Raw genomic sequence first — 17,766 nt, 5'->3', positions numbered from 1 at the left:
ACTATTTAATGATTAAGTTAACTGGGATGATCTCGATGTTATTCAGGTTCAAATGCTCCTGGTTCAGTTCAAAAGCCCCCGCGAAGGTGATGTTATCGCCCTTTTTGGCTTTGCTTTTAAATGGCGGTAATATTTCGTTCCGCACCAGTTTATTCACCTCGGCAGATACGTTGTTCAAATCCATGCTGTTGGTGAAATCGTTCACGGTGATAATACCCGGCGCATCGCGCAAAGCGTTGCCAAAAATGTACTCGGTGGCAATCTTCAAAGTTTGCTTGCCGGGGGTAAACAGGTAAACATCGGTTTCATCTACATTAGTGATCACGCCCTGGCCCTTCACCATAAAAAAGCGGGTATTGCCAATATCCAGCGAATGGGCATCGGTCTTAAAGGCTTTAACCGGATTATTCTTCAGCTCCCCGATAAGCAAGTCTATATCGGGCGCTCTATTGGCTGCAGGTAACAGTTGTTTGTCCAGATAAGTACGGGCATAAGCAGCAGGATCGAAAGTTTTACTGGCCGCCGCTTTTACATCGCTTAGCTTTTTAAAATAAACCGAGTTATAAGCCAGGAAAGTAACAACGGCAATAGTCACAATGTATTTAATGATCTTCTTATTCATGACTTAATTCTTTTTACCGTAAGCGATGTAGTCATTAATATTTTCACTCGTCACCATTTCAACGCCTACTTGTATTTTCTTAGGGAAGTCACGCTTGCCTTTAAAATAAGCATCGGCATAGTTAGCCGCGGTTTGCGCCATCACTTTGGGGAATTGCATAGCTGTGGCCATAATTTTGCCGTCTTTAATGCCCTGTATGGCATCGCCTGCACCATCGAAGCCAACTACTTTTACCTTATCGGCTTTACCTGCGGCAGCCAGCGCCTGGTAAGCGCCCATGGCCATCGCATCGTTCCCGCAGAACACAGCGGTAATATCAGGATGCGCTTGCAGGATGGATTCCATTACTTCCATACCCTTGTTACGGTCAAAGTCGGCGCTTTGTTGGGCTACCATTTTAAGGCCGGGGTAGTAATCGACAACACTATGGAAACCTTTAGAACGCGCCCAGGTATTGTTATCGGCCACGATGCCTAAAATTTCTACATAATTACCTTTAGCATGTGTTTTTTTTACAAAATATTTACCCAGATCAACGCAGCCCGAATAGCTATCAGAAAGTATCTGCGAGGTAGCGGCATCAGGCGAGTTTACTTCCCTGTCCATACAAAAAACGGGTACGCCGGCCTTTTTTGCCTTCAGCACATTGGCTACCGAACCGTTAGCATCGGTAGGGTTAAAAAGTATAGCGCTATAGCCGGATGCAATGGCATTTTCAAAGTGGTCAGCCTCCACAGCGGTATTGTTCTGCGAGTCAAAGATCTTTGATTCATAACCCAGCGCTTTAGCTTGCGCCGCGGCAGTCTGCGCTAAAAACACAAACCAGGGGTTATTAAGGGTTGATACCACAATAGCCATCTTCTTTTGACGGCTATCCGTGTGCCGGTTACAGCCCGCGAAAGGCAATAGCACCAGTAATAGCAGTACTTTTAAGTATCTCATTATTTTAGGTTTAAGCCCCACCCAAACCCTCCCCTGAAGGGAGGGCTTTTTTGAAGCTATGGTTATATAATTGTAATCCTACCATAAAGTCTCCCCTACAGGGAGAGATTTAGAGGGGGCAGAACATCCCATTCACAGCCGCTGCAATCCCATCTGCATTGAGGCCGTAATGGTTAAATATTTCAACTTGCGATCCTGTGACGGTATATTCATCGGGGATGCCCATTATTTTAAATGGTTTGTTATAACCGTTTTGCAGTAATAACGATGCGCAGGCTTCACCCAGGCCGCCGTTTACCATGTGTTCTTCCACGGTAATAATGGCCTGTGTTTTTTCAGCCAGTGCTAATATCAATTCGCTATCCAGCGGTTTAATGGTGTGCATGCTTACCACGGTGGCACGGATACCGCTTTCGCTTTCCAGCTTTTGGGCGGCCAGCAATGCCGGGTAAACTGTTTCGCCGTTAGCTATAATGGCTACATCGATACCTTGTTTAATTACGCGACCTTTGCCAAATTCAAAGCCAATACTGCTGTCTTCCGTCAGCAAAGGCATGGGCTTTTTACCGAAGCGCAGGTACAATGGTTTGTTATGTTTTACCGCCAATTTTACTGCTTCACGGGTTTCAAAATTATCGGCAGGGGCAACAATGGTAATGTTGTTAATTGCCCGCAGCACAGCGTAATCGTGCAGGCTGTGGTGTGTGGTACCCAAAGCGCCATAGCTTACGCCCGCGCTGATACCGATCAGCCGCACCGGGTTATCAGAATAACACGCATCGTTCTTGATCTGTTCCAGCGCCCGTGCCGTAAGGAAACAAGCCGGAGATACCGCGAATGCTTTTTTTCCAGCCGATGCCAGTCCGGCGGCCACACCCACCAGGTTTTGTTCGGCTATACCAATCTCCACGATCTGCTTCGGCAAAGTTTGTCCAAACGTCACCAACTTGCCCGAGCCACGCGAGTCGCTGGTAACGGCTACAATGTCCTTATCGGCTTGTGCCAGTTCCAGCAACGTAGCCGAGAACACATCCTGGTTAGGTTGGCTGTTTGGGTTTGTTATTTCTATTGTTGCTCCCACGTTTATTAATTTATGCAGCAGCTCGGCTCCAGCCGAGTTGTAATTATTGCCCGGCCTCTGGCCGGTTATGCTTTTACTTCGGCCAGAGGCCGGTTGATAGTCGTCACTCGGCTGGAGCCGAGCGACTGCTTGTTATTTTATTTACTCCCCTTTCAGGGGGCTTGGGGGGCTTAATTCCCCCAACGCCACCTCATATTGCTCGGCATTAGGCACGCCGTGGTGCCATTTCACGCTGTTCTCCATAAAGCTTACGCCCTTGCCTTTTATGGTGTGGGCGATAACCAAGTTAGGCTTGCCCGGCTCAAACGGCATGGCAGCGAACACTTCCTTCAGCGCTTTTACATCGTGGCCGTCCACCTCACGTACCGCCCAGCCAAAACTTTCAAACTTTCCGTCAAGCGGGTCGGTGTTGCATACTTCCGCATTGGTGCCGGTTATCTGTAATTTATTATTGTCGATGATGGCACACAGGTTGTCCAGCTTGTAGTGAGCAGCGGTTAAAGCCGCTTCCCAGTTGCTGCCTTCGGGCAACTCGCCATCGCCCAAAAGGGTGTAAACTTTGAAGTTTTTATCATCCATTTTTGCTGCAAGAGCGGTACCTACAGCAATTGGCAAACCATGACCCAGCGCGCCCGTATTTTGCTCGACCCCGTGCACCTTTTTAGTGGGGTGACCGATATAGTGCGATTGATATTTACACAAGGTTTCCAGATCACTTTCCGGGAAGAAACCGGCGTCAGCCAGGGTTACAAACAATGCTTCCACACAATGTCCCTTGCTTTGAATATACCTGTCCCTATCCGGTGAGGTAAAGTTTTCCGGTGATACGTTCAGTACTTCATTGTAAAGCACATTCAGTATATCAATACACGATAAACTACCACCTGTATGCCCGGCCTTAGCGCCCACAATATATTTGAGAATATTTTTACGGTACTGCACCGATTTTGCTATCAGTTCCTGGTCGGTCATAGCTTAATTAATTATGCTGATAAAATTCCCAGCCCATGTAATTACCTAAGGCTTCTTTCAATATGCCTACGGTTTTGCTGGCATTCATTACCACGTGGTGTTCAAAACCGTTGCGGCAAACGTATTGCATCAGACCTTGCAAATCGGGTATTTCGGCTACGGCGCGGTTACCAAAGGTATTCAGCGCATCATTGGTTAGTTCGCCTTCACCCATGTAAACCTTAATCACGCCTTTCGGGTCATCGGTACTGATACGCCCATAGGTCAGCGGCATAGCAGGTGTACGCCCGGCCAAAGCACCGTAGGTATTTTCCACGCCAACTGTAGTCCCCAAAATAGGCGCGGTGCTGATCTCGATGTCCGGCAGGAAGGATTTGGCCCAGTTACCGCAATGGAAAAGGACACACTTATTAGGGTCTTCAGCGTAATTATTATTCCAATCTACCAGCGCGCTTGGTGAACCCGAGGCCAGTTGCATGGCATACATGGTCAGCGTGCCGGTAACATCAACCTCGCAGGCGCTGGGCAGCATGTTCTCACTCATAATACTCATGCTGGTACACACGTTGCAGCCATAATTTTTCTGTAACGATGTCCAGCATTGTATAGCCGTAGCGTCAAGCGCGTTTTCTTCCACAAACTGGTTTAGCACTACATCCAGCTTGGCAATTTGTATCATGGCCTCATCGGGTGTGTTACCGATAGGGGTGTAGTGCACTATTTTTTCGAGGTGGTTTTTTACCTCGATATCATCTTTGGTCAGGCGGTTGGCGCGACCTAATATTTCAGAAAGATCCACCGTTGTTACCGATATGCCATTACGCTGTAATATCTTCTCACTATACCGAACGGTATTAAATGCACCCGGGCGCGCACCTACTGCACCAATACGTACTTTGCGCATACCTTTAACCACGCGGCAAACGGCCACAAAGTCAAGCAGTTCTTTACTGAATTCAGGCTGATTTGGATGGATCACGTGCTGACTGGTCAGCGTATATTTAATGCCGTATTGATAAAGGTTATTGCAAACCGATATTTTACCACACCAGGAGTCCCGGCGACGGGCTACATCCAGTTTATTCAGTTCGTCAGGGTAAGCTTGTATAAGCACGGGTACATCCAGGCCCGAAAGTTTAATGGTTTCGGCTACGCCTTTTTCATCGCCGAAGTTGGGCAGTAAAACCAATATCCCGCTTATTTCGTCACGGTGGCGGCTGAACAGTTCGGCGCAGCGCTGGGCATCCCTGAAAGTTTCCACCCCGCCCAGTTTCGATTCATGCTCTTCCAGCATAATGGGGTTGATATTCAGTGTGCTGAACAATGCCAGTATATCTGCCCGTGCTTCAGAAATTAAACGGTCGGGGAAAAAATCACGGTTACCTATAATTACGCCTAAACTTACTTTAGTACTCATATTTGCTTGAAATGGTATTAATTGGTTATCTGGATAAATTCCGCAAGAGAATGCGGCTTCCATTTCAAAACTATTGTATAATCGATTAAGATTGTGATGAAAGGTTATCAGGATATTGTATGATTTTATCCTCCACCGGGCGCTTCCGCCAATAATTCGCTAAAATGCTACCAGAAATATTCATCCACGGACTAAACACTGCGGCGGCCAGTCCAACCGTAGCCAGCTTACCCATAGTCCCTGCCAGTCCCGATGCCATCCCACCGTTCTGTAAACCAACCTCGAAAGCTATAGTGCGCGCTGAGTTTTTATCCAGTTTAAACAAGCGGCTAAGCCAATAACCAAAGAAATAGCCCGCGCCGTTATGTATCACCGATGCCAGGAAAAGCAACAGCCCAACATTCAATAAATTATCCCTGCCCGCGGCGGTGGTAACGGTAGTGAAATATACAATGCCGAACATGGACAGGTAGGGGATATACGCATCTATTTTAGGGAAGCGGGAATACAATTGATGATAAGCCCAGCCCACAATGAACGCGCCGGTTAGGAAGTTAAATACAGACGCTGATTGTAATGCAGGGTCGGAAAAATGCTGGCTGAATACATCCCACAAAAACAAATACTGCCAGGCCAGCCAAACCATACAACAAACCGCAATACCAGCAGTAACTTTTTTGCCTTTCGGCGATGCGCGTTTCAGGTAATCGTGAACAAAAGCGGCACCTATAGGGACAATGACTATTTTGATGATCTCCATCATCATGTTTACAAACTTCACCTCGATCAACGTTCCGGCTAATAGCCTCATCAACAGTGGCGTTAAAAAAGGCGCCGCCAGGGTAGCCATTGCGGTAACGGTTACCGATAATACCAGGTTAGCCCGGGCCAGGTATACCATTACGTTAGATGCCAGCCCGCTTGAGCAGGAACCGATAAGGATGATGCCCGCGGCAATTTCAGGCTCGAAATGAAAGATGCGGGTAAGCAGGAAACCCATCAGCGGCATAATGGAAAAGTGGCAGGCCAGGCCTATCAAAACACCCTTGCCGGTGCTGGCCAATCCCGAAAAATCCCGGATGCTCATCTGGATGCCCATGCCAAACATCACCATTTGGACGATGACCAATATCAGCCATTTATTACGCAGATCAACAGGCCCCCATTTCAAAAAAGCATGCGGGTAAACCATGGCCGCCACTACAGCAACGATGATCCAGGCAGTATATTGATAGTTTTTCAAGGCTGATAAACAACCGATACCAATTGCAAAAGATACAGCCAGCGCTACCGCCGATGGCTGCCAAACGGCAGGGTTAGCCATAACCAAACCCACCAGCAGCGCTATAACCGTGATACCGCTGATGCTTAAGCATATCTTTTGTAATTGTTTCATTTTTAGGTTTAGTTGTTAATTACCGTTGCTAAATGTTTCACAGCCGTCGGCGGGCTGGCCACAATCGGCACTCGTTTATCTTCATCGCTTAAAGTATCCACCACCCGCGCCATGCTGGCCTGGGCCAATAATATCACATCAACTTGTTTAGATAGTTCGCGCAGGGCATCAGCAACAATGCGGTCGTGCGTAGCCGCGTCGCCGCTCATCAACGCTTCAAAAGCGCCATTGCAAAGCTTGGCGGTCAGTTCAATTTCTTTACCGGCTATGGCGGCACGGCGTTTCACCAAATCGCTGGTAGGTTCAAGCGTGGTAGGCAGCGTAGCGATAACCCCGATGCGTTTGCCAGTTTGCACCGCCAGGTCGGCCATAGGCTGGTCTACCCGCAGTACCGGGACTTTAGCATTTTCCGCCGCCGCTTCAATAGCCGCCCCGATAGATGAGCATGTTACCAGCACATAATCAGCGCCCGAATCGATGGCGGAATCCACGTAATCGGCAACGCGTTTGTAAATGGCAGGGGTAACCTCGCCGCGCTCGCGGATATTGCGCACCAGGCTATCGTCAACAATATTAAATGTGGTCACACCCGGTAAATGTTGTTTGCACAATTCCTGGAATACCGGGATCAGCGTATGCGATGTATGGATCAGTCCTAATGTTTTTGGTTTCATATGTTTATTTCTTCTAAAAATTCCTCCCATGGGGAGGGTGTGTTTGGTTGTGTTGTAGCAGGGAGGGGTTTCTTAAAATAGTATTAGCCCCTCGCTGCATCCTCCCCGTGGGAGGGAATCGCACAAGTCCCTATTTCCCTTCTTTAACTTTCACAAAATAATCCTCGGCGCCCACCTGCCCACCTTTAAAATTCACCTCGATGCCATCAATAGCAGTACCCGGCGCGTAGGCCCGGCAAAGCGGCGCCCCGGGCGATACCGGAGCTATCATTTCCACAGCCTCAATGCCCATCGTCCGCGCTACAAAGCTTGAAGTATCGCCACCCGCAATAACCAGTCGTTGCAGTTTTATTTGTCCGGCTACGCCGGACGCTATTTGCCCTAAAACCTGCCCGTAAAGCTGGGCCGTTTTACTGCGGATAGTGGCTTCGGTCAACCCCTTATCGGTAAATACTTTGTGTGTGTCGGCAATGCGCGGGTCGTCTGCGCCAAGACTGGTGTGGATGATCACATGTTTGCCTTGTTCCATCAAGCCGGTAACTTCGGCAACGTATTGTTTAACCATTGCAGAAATATCAGCCGCGGTGGCTAACGCAACGGTATCAATAGCCACACTTGCAAAGCCTTTCTTTACAGCATACTCAATTTGTTTAGCCGTAACCGGCGAACAACTACCCGACACCACCAGCATGCTTTTAGCCTTACCGGCAGCAGGCCAGTCGATTATAGGTTGGGTTAATCCCTGCTGTTCCCACAACTGCCCTAAAGCCATTTCTATGCCCGATGAGCCGATGGAAAATAAGGGTTGGGTTTTATCGGCATATTGGTCTATTAGTTCGGCAATGGGCAATAGTTGTTCGGTGTATAACGCATCAAACAAAACGATTTCACTGCCCGATCCGATCAATGTTTCCAGTTTATCTTCAGCCGCATCCTGATCGATGCTTAAAATATCCATCAAGCCAATTTGCTGTTGGGTTTGCTTACTCAAATGCAGGCGCAGATCAGCCTCGTTCATTGGCGTTGATGGGTGCCGGCTCATGGATGGGTGCCTGTCCAGGCGGTAAATCTCGCCCTGGCTGCCAATACCCATGCGGGCGTACAGGTTACCATAAAGACAATACCTGCCCAAAGGCGGTGCAGCAACCAACAACGGAATGAAAGGGGCTTTAAAAACCTTTGCCCCAACATCAGCCGCACGCCCGATACTGCCAATAGCGGGTGATGAATCGAACGTGGAGCAGACCTTATAATGTACGTGCGATGCGCCTAAATCTTTCAGCGCACTAAAGGCAGGGATCAATTCCTGCTCCATTTCATCAGGCGGCAGGGCACGGGTATTGCCAGCAACGCCTATGGCCTGCAGGTTTTTATATTTTGATAATTGCGTAGTAGTAGGCGGCTCAATAAACAGCACGGTCTTTACCCCGGCGCGACTTAAAAATTCCAGCGCGTCGGTGCTGCCGGTAAAGTCGTCGCCATAGTAGGCCAGTAAAAGGTTGTACTGTTGCTTTGCCATTTTTACCTGCCGCCAAATTTTTCTACAGATTTTGCAAATTCAGGGTATTGCTGCGTGGCTTGCGCCAGTGTTAAGCCCTTAACCGCACCTTCCCAGGCTTGTTGTAGGGCTACCACACCGCCGGTCGGCCCATCCGGATGGGCCATAATTCCGCCGCCAGCCATGTAAAGCAGGTCAGTAGTGTGGGTGCGTTGCCAGGTTTCAAACGCCTGACCGCCCCACTGGCCTGATGATACCACCGGTAAAGGTGTTTCACCCGTAAACAATGGTTTCAGGCAAGCCTCTATCGAGCGGACAACCGAGTCGTCACTCTCCCAAAATTTATTTTGTATGCCATTAACATGCAGTTGATCTACACCAGCCAACCGCCATAATTTTTGATAAGCCGGAAACTCAATACCCAGCAACGGGTGGCGGTTCAGCATGCCCCAGCCATTGCGATGCCCGTGAATAACCAGTTGACCCTGATCGCACACCTTTTTAGTGCCGCTTAAGCCAACGCTGTTAATGCTCACCATGGCGCAGGTTGCACCAGCTTTTACCAGATATTCGTAACGGCGCAGCATATCGTCAACCTCACCGCTCAGGTTAAAGGCATACATTACCTTTTTGCCTGTTTTATCGGCATGGGTATTAATAACGCGCATAATTGCATCAACCCGATCTTCAAACTTAGAGTTGGCTGCCGATGACTGCAATTCGTCATCCTTTACAAAATCGATACCCGCTTCGGCCAAAGTTTTTACCAGCGCGGCAGTAACTTGAGGTGTAAGGCCAATGCTGGGTTTAATAATAGTGCCGATCATGGGTCGGCCGGTAACTCCCGCGCTTTTTTTAGAACCTGTAATGCCAAATCGCGGCCCAATGAAATGCTCGCCATAGGATGCGGGCAGTTCTATATCCATCAGCTTCAGCCCGGTAAACTGGGTGATCTCGTACAAATTACCTTGCAGGGTAGATACCAGCACCGGCAGGTTATAACCAAAATTTTCTATCGACCATGAGACTTCGATATTGGCCCGATGATATTTAGCGCCAGGTTTAGCCGATGCACCGGGAATAGCGGGGGTATCAACAGAATCAAGTGGAGTAATCTTTTCAACCCTCGCCGCAAAGCGTTCCTTCAGTTCCTCAGTTTCGCCCGGCACGGCCACAAACGTCCCCGACGATTGCTCGCCAGCCAGCACAGCCGCTGCTTTTTCGAGCGGGTAGGGGGTCTCAATATAATATTTGCCAATAATACGCTCCATGCTTAGGCCAACTGTTTTTTGATCTTGTAACCGCTCATCCCAAAGTACAGTACCACCACAAAACAGATCAACGGGATCACATAACCGCTCTGTACATGGTCGTTATTGGCATCGATAATACGCGCCATAATAAACGGCAGGATAGCGCCGCCAACGATGGACATCACCAACCACGATGAACCAGGCTTGGTGTCATCGCCAATGCCATCAATACCTAAGCCAAATATGGTTGGGAACATAATAGACATAAAAAAGCCAATAGCGCCAAGACAATAAACTACGTATAGCCCGCTGCCAAAAATGGCTACCAGACTTAACAATATGGAGATAACAGCATACAAAGACAGCAACTTATGCGATGCGATAAACCTTAAAAAGAACGTGCCTACAAACCTGCCGACAGTAAATAAAAAGCCGTACAGGATCAGGTAATCGGCAGCGCTTTTTTCATCCAAACCGGCGCCTTGTTTGGCTTCGCGGATAAAGAAGCTGGTTACGCATACCTGCGCGCCAACGTAAAAGAATTGCGCAACCACACTCCACGATAAGTGACGGTGCCTTAACGCGCCAAAAAACTTACCGCCGGTAGTTTCTTCTTTTGATACATTCTTAATTTCAGGCAGGTAGCTGAAGAAAAACAGGATAGCCACGGCAATTAGGATACACGCCAAAACTATGTATGGCATTTTTACCGCCGATGCTTCCTGCATAAAATAGCTGGCTTTAGTGGCCGCTGGCATAGCTGCCAGTTGATCTTTAGTATATTCTTTACCCGACAGGATAAATGTTTTGCCAATATAGGGGGCAACCATGGCCGCTAAACCATTAAAAGATGCTGCAAGGTTCAATCGGAAAGTCGATTTAGCCGGGTCGCCTAAGATAGCGGCGTAGGGATTGGCAGCAGTTTCTAAAGTAGCCAGTCCGCAACCTAAAATAAACAGTCCGCAAATAAACAGTCCGTAAGTAAGCGTATTAGCAGCAGGAACGAATAGAAATGCCCCGCAGGCGAATAGCACGAGGCCAATAATAATACTGTTTTTGTAACCGAACTTTTTCAGCATCATCCCCGCAGGGATAGCCATTACAAAGTAGGCAAAAAACACAGCCATATCTATATAGCTGGATTGCACATTGTTAAGGTTGCAGGCTTTTTTTAGGTGCGGAATAAGTACCGAATCTAAATTGTGGGCCATGCCCCATAAAAAGAACAGACTGATCACCAAAATAAAAGGCAGCGTTAAATTCTTTCCTTTCAGTTGCGACTCGTCGATGACGGCGGTATCCGCCGGGTTGCTGATGTTGGCCATAATGTTAGGTTGTTTTCTTTTTTGCAAGTAATAAATGGTCGCACACTACCACCACTTCGCCGTGCTGATTAATGATCTCCACATGTTCTGTCACGGTGCCGTATTCGGGCTTTTTAGCGTCGGCTTTTTCTGATATCGTAATTTCTGAGTGGATGGTATCGCCAATAAAAACCGGTTTTACAAAGCGCAGTTTATCATAGCCTTTGCTGAAAGCCTCAGGGTTTATTTCAGATGCTGTCAGGCCGATACCAATACTGAAGATCATAGTGCCATGCGCAATACGTTGTTTAAACGGTTGCGTTTTGCACCACTCGGCATCCATGTGGTGCGGGAAAAAATCGCCGGTATGGCCGGCATGCACCACAAAGTCGGTTTCGGTAATGGTGCGCCCAAAGGTCACGCGCTTATCACCCAGGGTATAATCTTCAAAAAATGTCGATTTAAAGTACATGGTATATGGTTGTATTGTGTTATTGCATAATTGTTTTACCCCAAATAATCCCTCACCGCACTCACCCGGCTCCAGCCGAGTGAGCATTATTTTTCGGCCTCCGGCCGTTGTGATTAAATAACTCCGGCCAGAGGCCGGTTGATAGTTGTCACTTGGCTGGAGCCAAGCGACTGCGGTGGGGTCTACCCACCAAACCTTTCCGCTACCACCACACCGCCATTATCACTGCTGATGTAGGCACTTTCCACCACCGCCATCGTTTTTATTACATCTTCTACACTGGTAGGCAATACATTTGTTTCGCCATTCTTATATCGCATCAGGCTGCCCATAGTGCCGATGAATGCATCGGGGAACCACGACCCTTCCAGTTTAACTTCTGTCCACTCCGGCGCCTTTCCTTCCTCCAAGATACAATATTCAAACTTATCTGGTACACCATGCGGATAATCCATTAGCAAGCCCATGCGGGCTTTTATCGCGCCTTTGGTGCCTTCCCACTTAATAAAGCTTTCCTGATTATGCGGACCGAACGCATGATCGTGATTTGTATTGATCACCGCGTGCATGGTATCGCCGTAATCAAACAATATCGTACTGCGCGATGATGACAGCGTTTTTGTCGGATGTTTCAGCGTTTTGGCCATTACCGTGCGCGGGTCGCCCAGGAACGACCGCATCAGATCAATATAATGGATGCTGTGATATTGTATCTCTAACCGCGGATGAATAATCACGTGCGGAAACAGTTCCCATGGTGTTTGCAGCGTTACCCGCACTTCCATATCGTACAGGTCGCCAATTAAGCCTTTTTCAATTAAGTACCGCGCGGCGCTCACAAAAGGGGCGAAGCGCAGCTGGCAGTTAATGGCTGCCGCCAGGTTCTTTTTGCGGCACACTTCCAGTATCTCTTTGCTCTGCCAAAAGTAATCGCCCATAGGTTTTTGTATCAGTACACCGGCACCGTCGGGCAGTTTGTTCAGGGTTTCTACAAACTGCTCGGGCATAATAGTAATATCGTAAACGGCGTTGGCCGGGGCGTTGGCTACCGCTTCGTCAACCGTATCGTATACATTCGGAATATCCCATTCCGCCGCTAGTTTTTCAGCGCGCGATCGGGTGCGGTTGGTAATGCCAAAAACGTTGAATCCTGCCTTTTTGTAAGCCGGTAAATGTGCGTCACCCACAATACCGCCCGCGCCAATAATAATTATGGGCAATGGGTTAGTGGGTAATATGGGTTTATATGGTATTTCCATTGGACGGTTTATCAATCAAATTTATCTTTTCCTGACCAGCAGCCAGCAGTATTTCTACAGGCGTATCGGTGTTGATGGCCTGTAAAACCACTTCATCAATTAGTTTAGCTATTTGTGCCCAGTTGGCTTTTTGCGGTAACGACCGGGCGCTTTGGTGCAATTGTTCCAACTTATAATAATAGGGGATAATAGCATTCACCCCACCATCAACCCAGGTAGAAATACGGCAGCCAATACCGCCTTCCAGTGTCAGTAATTTATCGCTGCGGCTGGTGGTAGCAAAGCGGATAAAGTCATAAGCAATGTCCTTGTGCCTGCTGCCACTGCCAACAGTATAAGTCCAGTATACGTTCAGTGATGCCGATTTACTGCCCGGGCTGCAAGGTATAGGTGCTATATCAACTTTGGTTTTTACTTTCGATTCGTCAATTACCTCGCACATGGATGCGAAACCAAACCAGTTCACCATCATGGCTGCCTCGCCGCGGGCAAAGGCCATGCCCGATTGCACCGACTCGTACTGCATAGTGCCGGGGTGTACTGCTTGCTGATCGCGCAGCATATTTTTATAAAAGGTTAAGCCTTCAACGGCTGCCGGGGTATTGATATTTACCTGGCCAAATTCATTGGTCAATTCGCCGCCACGCGTCCATAATTGCAGGCAAAAATCGAACACGGTATTATGCCCATCGGGCAGACCAGCAAATACGGTTCCGTACAGGTTTTTTTCAGGGCGATGAAAAAAGCGGGCTATATTTTTAAAGTCGTCCCAGGTTTGGGGTGCTTGCAATGGCTTGCCGTATTGTTCGTGATAGTTTTGCATCTCAGTGCTGTTCTCAAACAAGTCGCGGCGGTATATCAGGCATTCAGGGCCATCGTGAAAAGGCAGACCAGCTACGGCATCGCCAAATTGCTGCATGCCCAAAAGCGAGCTACTCCAACCGTAAGGGAAATCATCAGGCGGGTTTTGGGCGATATAAGGTTGCAGATCAAGCAATGCGCCTGCGGTCCAGGCCTCGTAAAGCCAGTCGGTTACAACATGGGCTACATCCCAATCACCGTTTTTAAGGCCACCTTTTTCAATAATGGCGCTGTGCAGGTCATCCAGGTCCATCGGTACCATTTCCGCTTTCAGCTTACAGCCCGAGTGGTCACAATATTCGTCCCACAGTTTGTGCAGGGCGGTTTCAAACGGCCCGAATTTGCGTACGGCTATCCTGATGGTATCTGCGCTCATTTGTTTAATTTGGTTATGATGTTTGCATTATCCTGCCCCAATTTTGGCGACCCTTTGGTGGATTTAAATAATTCGCCATCCATGCGTATAGGGCTGCGGGTAGTACGGTATTTAAAACCATCGTTCATTTCCACTTCCTGTATCATATCCAGCACTTTGAAGCCTTCGTGCTGCATTAGGGTATCCCAGTTCATTACCTCAGCGCACCAAATATCGGCGGCCTGTAATATCTTCAGCCAGTGCTCGGTAGTATTGGTTTGCAGGTGTACGGCCAGTATGGCTTTTATCTCATCGCGCTGGTGGAAAGCCTGACCAGCATCAGCATAGGCTAACAGTGCATCGCAGCTTAACAGTGTTCCCAGTTGCGGAATAGAGCCCATGGCCAAAGCCATAAAGCCATTTGCGGTTTGGTAGATGCCGTAAGGTGCGCCTAAATAAGCATGGGCGTTGTTCTTTTCAGAACGCTCGGGCAGTTTGCCATCATAATAATAGGTGGTGATGGCCTCGAATTGGAAATCCAGCGCCGATTCCAACATGCTTACCTGCACCAAAGCACCTTCGCCACTAATGGTTTTACGCAGCAGGCAAGCCAGTATTCCTTGTGCCAGGTGGTTACCAGCCAGCATATCTACAATTGAAAGTCCCATTGGTGTTGGTCCGCCCGCATTGCCGCTCAACCAGGTTAAGCCGCTTAATGATTGTAGTAATAAGTCCTGCCCGGGCTTATCCTTCCATGGCCCGTCATTACCATAGCCGGATATTTCGCCATAAACCACCGATGGATTAACCGTTTTCACGCTGGCATAATCAAAGCCCAAGCGTTCCATAACGCCTGGGCGGAAATTGTGCATCACCACATCGGCTTTCTTAACCAATTCCCAGATTAGTTTTTTATCAGCTTCATCTTTTATATCTGCCGCAAAACTTTCTTTATTGCGGTTAATGGCATGGAAAACCGACGATTCACCATTTAGAATAACGTTTGACGTATATAGGTGACGGCAAATATCGCCTGTACCGGGCTTCTCTATTTTTATCACCCGCGCGCCCAGATCAGCCAATTTTAAACTTGCTGACGGCCCCGAAAGGAACTGGCTAAAATCGACCACCAAATAATCTTCTAAGGGTTTCATAGCAGGTTAAATTGATAGTTAATGGTTTCAGTTTGCGCGCCGGGGCGCGGGGCGGCTACATCGCTATATAATCTTTCCCCGTTAACACGGATAGGACAGCGGGTAGTGTTTAGGCTGCCGCCGTCGGGCAGGGTAACCTGTTGCTGCATACCTAATATTTTAACGCCTTCGTGTTGTAGGGTTTGTTCGTAAGTCATTACTTCCGAACACCAGATACCCGCGTTCTCTAATATCTCCAGCCATTCGGCGGTAGTTTTATGTTTGATGTTTTCGGCAAGCTTCGTCATAATTTCATCGCGGTTATCAAACCAGGTCGATTTTTCCGTATAACCGGATAAATCCACACCAATAGCCTCGCCAATTTTATGCAGATCGCCCATAGCCAGCGACAGGTAATTATCTTTTGTTTGATAAATGCCATACGGCGCACTCAAATAGGGGTGACCGTTGCTTTTTACGTTACTGCGTTGAGGCAGTTTACCGCCGTCGTTTAAATAAGTGGTAATAACCTCAAATTGCAGGTCTAAGGTCGATTCCAGCAGGCTAACCTCAACCAGCACGCCTTTATTGGTTTTTGCGCGCTTGATTAGTGCCGCTAAAATGCCCTGTACAAAGTGCGCCCCGCAGATCATATCGGCAGTAGCCAGTCCGAAAGGAACAGGCCCGGCGTCATTAGTATCAGATAAGTAGGCTAAGCCTGACAGGGATTGGATCAGTAAGTCCTGACCCGGGCGCAATGCCCATGGCCCTTTATTGCCATAGCCAGTAACCACTCCATACACAATGCGCGGGTTAATAGCTTTAACGGAATTATAATCCAGCCCGATTTTCTCCATTACTCCCGGACGAAAATTATGGGTGACAACATCGGCCTGTCGGATCAGTTTTTTAACGCGCTCCAAATCTTCAGGATCCTTCAGATCAGCCGCGTACGATTCTTTGTTGCGGTTAATGGTATGAAAAACCAAACTGCTGCCATCGACAAAAATATTGCGGATAGCAATTTGCCGGCCTGCTTCACCCTTAACGGGGCGTTCTATTTTAATTACCCGCGCGCCAAGGTCGGCCAGGCGCAGGCCTGCAGTAGGGGCGGCCATAAACTGGCTAAATTCCAGTACCAGCAATCCTTCCAGCGGTTTCATCATGCCTGTACTTTTTGTTTTGATTGCAGGTATAGATCGTCCAGTTGGCGTAATACTGCTCGCTCATCGCCGCCTTGCATTAAATAATCGCGCACCACATCGCCTGCGTGGTCCTGGAAAAACATGTGCCCAAAGTAACGTGGGCGCAGGTAGGCCCGTTGCAGGGCAGGCAGTGTATTAGCAAAATAGTTATGAGTGATGGCGTTAGTATGCTCATCAGTCCACGCACTTAAATGTCCCGGCTGACCGCCATTATCGGTATATAAACCAGCCTGGCAAGCGGGCGAGGCCACAAATTTGGCATAGCGCATGGCGATATCTACATGCTGGCAATTGACTGAAACCGCCAAACCCGTACCACCTAACGAACTGCGCAGGTTGGTTTTACCATCCAGCGTCACCATATCATGAAAATGCAGCAGCTTGCGGGCGTAACCATTGCGTGAGTAATTAGAATAACCGTAAGCAAACGGACAGTAAGCAATATCATCACCCAAAGTCATGGCCTCGTACGTTTGAATTGGATTGCGGTTAAAACAAGCGGGGTCGATGTGTTTAGCCAGCTCGCGGTATAATTGTAAGGCTTGAATACCGGTAGCTTCGCTGATCACCGTATCGTCCTGCTGGCAAGGGTCCTCACCTAACGAGCAGCAGAAGGTGTAGAAAGTCATTAACGAATCGATAGGGATGACAGGGAATGCTGCCAACCCTTTTTTCGCCATGGCTAACAGGTCATCGTAAGTTTTTGGAAGGGATAAGCCGTGGTGCTCCAGCAAATCGGGCCTGCTGGCCGCGACCGGAGTTGCAGCGTCGATAGCCAACGCCCATTGATGGCCATCGTAGTTGTAACTCTCGTACGAGTGGCCTACGGTATTTTGCTCCTGATCTGCTAAATATTCTGCAGAAAGGTATTTATCGAAAGGTAATATTGAACCGGTTTTAGCAGCAAAGCCCGCCCAGGGGTGGTCTATCACCAGCAGGTCGTAACGCTCGGCTAATTGTTGGATAGAAAGATCGGCAAATTGCTGCAGCGAACGCTTTTCCCAGGTGATATTCACGTTGGGGTTCAGTTCGCTAAAGCGCTGCGCAGTGGCCGTCATGGGTGTAAAGCCACGGCTGTGGTTCCAGGTTATTCCTTTTAAAGTTATCAGATCAGACATGCAGTATCGTTGTTCAGCCTTTTAGGGGCTAACAGGGTTTCACAGTAAATTTTAACAGAATTAGATTTATCGCTAACAAATTTATCAGGAACAACGATTGCTGCATTGTATAATATATGCAAGGAATTGTAGGAATTTGCCATGAATGGGGGAGTGATGGCAAAAAAGATAGGAAGATAGTAGAGAATAACTCACCCCGACGCC

16 protein-coding genes are annotated in these 17,766 nt (G+C 48.2%); all 16 read right to left on the bottom strand.

Annotated elements, in window-relative coordinates; translation table 11 throughout:
• Window position 1: 1 nt before the first annotated feature.
• Window positions 2-622 carry a DUF2291 domain-containing protein gene (locus IRJ18_RS13165; RefSeq protein WP_194106787.1) on the bottom strand — a complete coding sequence of 207 codons (621 nt, stop codon included), beginning with the start codon at window positions 620-622 and terminating at the stop codon, window positions 2-4.
• Window positions 623-625: 3 nt separating this feature from the next.
• The gene (locus tag IRJ18_RS13160) at window positions 626-1,564 is read right to left on the bottom strand and encodes a D-ribose ABC transporter substrate-binding protein (protein ID WP_194106786.1); all 939 of its coding nucleotides are present in this window, start codon (window positions 1,562-1,564) and stop codon (window positions 626-628) included.
• A 109-nt stretch (window positions 1,565-1,673) separates the two neighbouring features.
• Window positions 1,674-2,645, bottom strand: a complete 972-nt coding sequence (locus IRJ18_RS13155) for a transketolase family protein (protein WP_194106785.1) — start codon at window positions 2,643-2,645, stop codon at window positions 1,674-1,676.
• A 141-nt stretch (window positions 2,646-2,786) separates the two neighbouring features.
• Window positions 2,787-3,617 (bottom strand): transketolase, encoded by an 831-nt coding sequence (locus IRJ18_RS13150; protein WP_194106784.1) that lies wholly within the window; start codon window positions 3,615-3,617, stop codon window positions 2,787-2,789.
• Window positions 3,618-3,624: 7 nt separating this feature from the next.
• Complete coding sequence (locus IRJ18_RS13145) at window positions 3,625-5,034, bottom strand: L-fucose/L-arabinose isomerase family protein (RefSeq protein ID WP_194106783.1); 1,410 nt, start codon at window positions 5,032-5,034, stop codon at window positions 3,625-3,627.
• Between the two features lie 85 nt (window positions 5,035-5,119).
• A complete protein-coding gene (locus IRJ18_RS13140) occupies window positions 5,120-6,430 on the bottom strand; it encodes a bile acid:sodium symporter family protein (RefSeq protein WP_194106782.1) in 1,311 nt (436 codons plus the stop codon).
• An 8-nt stretch (window positions 6,431-6,438) separates the two neighbouring features.
• Window positions 6,439-7,104 carry an aspartate/glutamate racemase family protein gene (locus tag IRJ18_RS13135; protein ID WP_194106781.1) on the bottom strand — a complete coding sequence of 222 codons (666 nt, stop codon included), beginning with the start codon at window positions 7,102-7,104 and terminating at the stop codon, window positions 6,439-6,441.
• 130 nt (window positions 7,105-7,234) lie between these two features.
• Entirely contained in the window at window positions 7,235-8,623 is a 1,389-nt protein-coding gene (locus tag IRJ18_RS13130) for a four-carbon acid sugar kinase family protein (RefSeq protein ID WP_194106780.1), read from the bottom strand.
• 2 nt (window positions 8,624-8,625) lie between these two features.
• Window positions 8,626-9,873 (bottom strand): ribulose-bisphosphate carboxylase large subunit family protein, encoded by a 1,248-nt coding sequence (locus IRJ18_RS13125; RefSeq protein ID WP_194106779.1) that lies wholly within the window; start codon window positions 9,871-9,873, stop codon window positions 8,626-8,628.
• A gap of 2 nt (window positions 9,874-9,875) precedes the next feature.
• Window positions 9,876-11,180 carry an L-fucose:H+ symporter permease gene (fucP, locus tag IRJ18_RS13120; RefSeq protein ID WP_194106778.1) on the bottom strand — a complete coding sequence of 435 codons (1,305 nt, stop codon included), beginning with the start codon at window positions 11,178-11,180 and terminating at the stop codon, window positions 9,876-9,878.
• A gap of 4 nt (window positions 11,181-11,184) precedes the next feature.
• Complete coding sequence (locus IRJ18_RS13115) at window positions 11,185-11,631, bottom strand: MaoC/PaaZ C-terminal domain-containing protein (RefSeq protein WP_194106777.1); 447 nt, start codon at window positions 11,629-11,631, stop codon at window positions 11,185-11,187.
• Window positions 11,632-11,813: 182 nt separating this feature from the next.
• On the bottom strand, window positions 11,814-12,890 hold the full coding sequence (locus IRJ18_RS13110) for a Gfo/Idh/MocA family protein (RefSeq protein ID WP_194106776.1): 1,077 nt from the start codon (window positions 12,888-12,890) through the stop codon (window positions 11,814-11,816).
• Window positions 12,874-14,127, bottom strand: coding sequence for an extracellular solute-binding protein (locus tag IRJ18_RS13105; RefSeq protein WP_194106775.1), 1,254 nt, complete (start codon window positions 14,125-14,127; stop codon window positions 12,874-12,876). The genes IRJ18_RS13110 and IRJ18_RS13105 overlap by 17 nt, the downstream gene beginning before the upstream one ends.
• Window positions 14,124-15,260, bottom strand: coding sequence for a CaiB/BaiF CoA transferase family protein (locus tag IRJ18_RS13100; RefSeq protein WP_194106774.1), 1,137 nt, complete (start codon window positions 15,258-15,260; stop codon window positions 14,124-14,126). Before IRJ18_RS13100 ends, IRJ18_RS13105 begins: the two co-directional genes overlap by 4 nt.
• Window positions 15,257-16,402, bottom strand: coding sequence for a CaiB/BaiF CoA transferase family protein (locus tag IRJ18_RS13095; protein WP_194108229.1), 1,146 nt, complete (start codon window positions 16,400-16,402; stop codon window positions 15,257-15,259). Before IRJ18_RS13095 ends, IRJ18_RS13100 begins: the two co-directional genes overlap by 4 nt.
• Window positions 16,402-17,562, bottom strand: a complete 1,161-nt coding sequence (locus IRJ18_RS13090; protein WP_194106773.1) for an ABC transporter substrate-binding protein — start codon at window positions 17,560-17,562, stop codon at window positions 16,402-16,404. Before IRJ18_RS13090 ends, IRJ18_RS13095 begins: the two co-directional genes overlap by 1 nt.
• Window positions 17,563-17,766 lie beyond the last annotated feature (204 nt).

Source organism: Mucilaginibacter boryungensis, from assembly GCF_015221995.1.
GTDB classification, from domain to species: Bacteria; Bacteroidota; Bacteroidia; order Sphingobacteriales; family Sphingobacteriaceae; genus Mucilaginibacter; species Mucilaginibacter boryungensis.
The sequence above is the reverse complement of the archived record's forward strand: the minus strand, read 5'-3'. Positions and strand labels throughout refer to the sequence as shown.

Excerpts from the sequence above, each read along its gene's own strand:
- IRJ18_RS13150 (WP_194106784.1), bottom strand. The coding sequence starts at position 3,617 with ATGACCGACCAGGAACTGATAGCAAAATCGGTGCAGTACCGTAAAAAT.
- IRJ18_RS13130 (WP_194106780.1), bottom strand. The coding sequence starts at position 8,623 with ATGGCAAAGCAACAGTACAACCTTTTACTGGCCTACTATGGCGACGAC.
- IRJ18_RS13135 (WP_194106781.1), bottom strand. The coding sequence starts at position 7,104 with ATGAAACCAAAAACATTAGGACTGATCCATACATCGCATACGCTGATC.
- IRJ18_RS13110 (WP_194106776.1), bottom strand. The coding sequence starts at position 12,890 with ATGGAAATACCATATAAACCCATATTACCCACTAACCCATTGCCCATA.
- IRJ18_RS13100 (WP_194106774.1), bottom strand. The coding sequence starts at position 15,260 with ATGAAACCCTTAGAAGATTATTTGGTGGTCGATTTTAGCCAGTTCCTT.
- IRJ18_RS13090 (WP_194106773.1), bottom strand. The coding sequence starts at position 17,562 with ATGTCTGATCTGATAACTTTAAAAGGAATAACCTGGAACCACAGCCGT.
- IRJ18_RS13165 (WP_194106787.1), bottom strand. The coding sequence starts at position 622 with ATGAATAAGAAGATCATTAAATACATTGTGACTATTGCCGTTGTTACT.
- IRJ18_RS13145 (WP_194106783.1), bottom strand. The coding sequence starts at position 5,034 with ATGAGTACTAAAGTAAGTTTAGGCGTAATTATAGGTAACCGTGATTTT.
- IRJ18_RS13140 (WP_194106782.1), bottom strand. The coding sequence starts at position 6,430 with ATGAAACAATTACAAAAGATATGCTTAAGCATCAGCGGTATCACGGTT.
- IRJ18_RS13095 (WP_194108229.1), bottom strand. The coding sequence starts at position 16,402 with ATGAAACCGCTGGAAGGATTGCTGGTACTGGAATTTAGCCAGTTTATG.
- IRJ18_RS13160 (WP_194106786.1), bottom strand. The coding sequence starts at position 1,564 with ATGAGATACTTAAAAGTACTGCTATTACTGGTGCTATTGCCTTTCGCG.
- IRJ18_RS13125 (WP_194106779.1), bottom strand. The coding sequence starts at position 9,873 with ATGGAGCGTATTATTGGCAAATATTATATTGAGACCCCCTACCCGCTC.
- IRJ18_RS13105 (WP_194106775.1), bottom strand. The coding sequence starts at position 14,127 with ATGAGCGCAGATACCATCAGGATAGCCGTACGCAAATTCGGGCCGTTT.
- IRJ18_RS13115 (WP_194106777.1), bottom strand. The coding sequence starts at position 11,631 with ATGTACTTTAAATCGACATTTTTTGAAGATTATACCCTGGGTGATAAG.
- fucP (WP_194106778.1), bottom strand. The coding sequence starts at position 11,180 with ATGGCCAACATCAGCAACCCGGCGGATACCGCCGTCATCGACGAGTCG.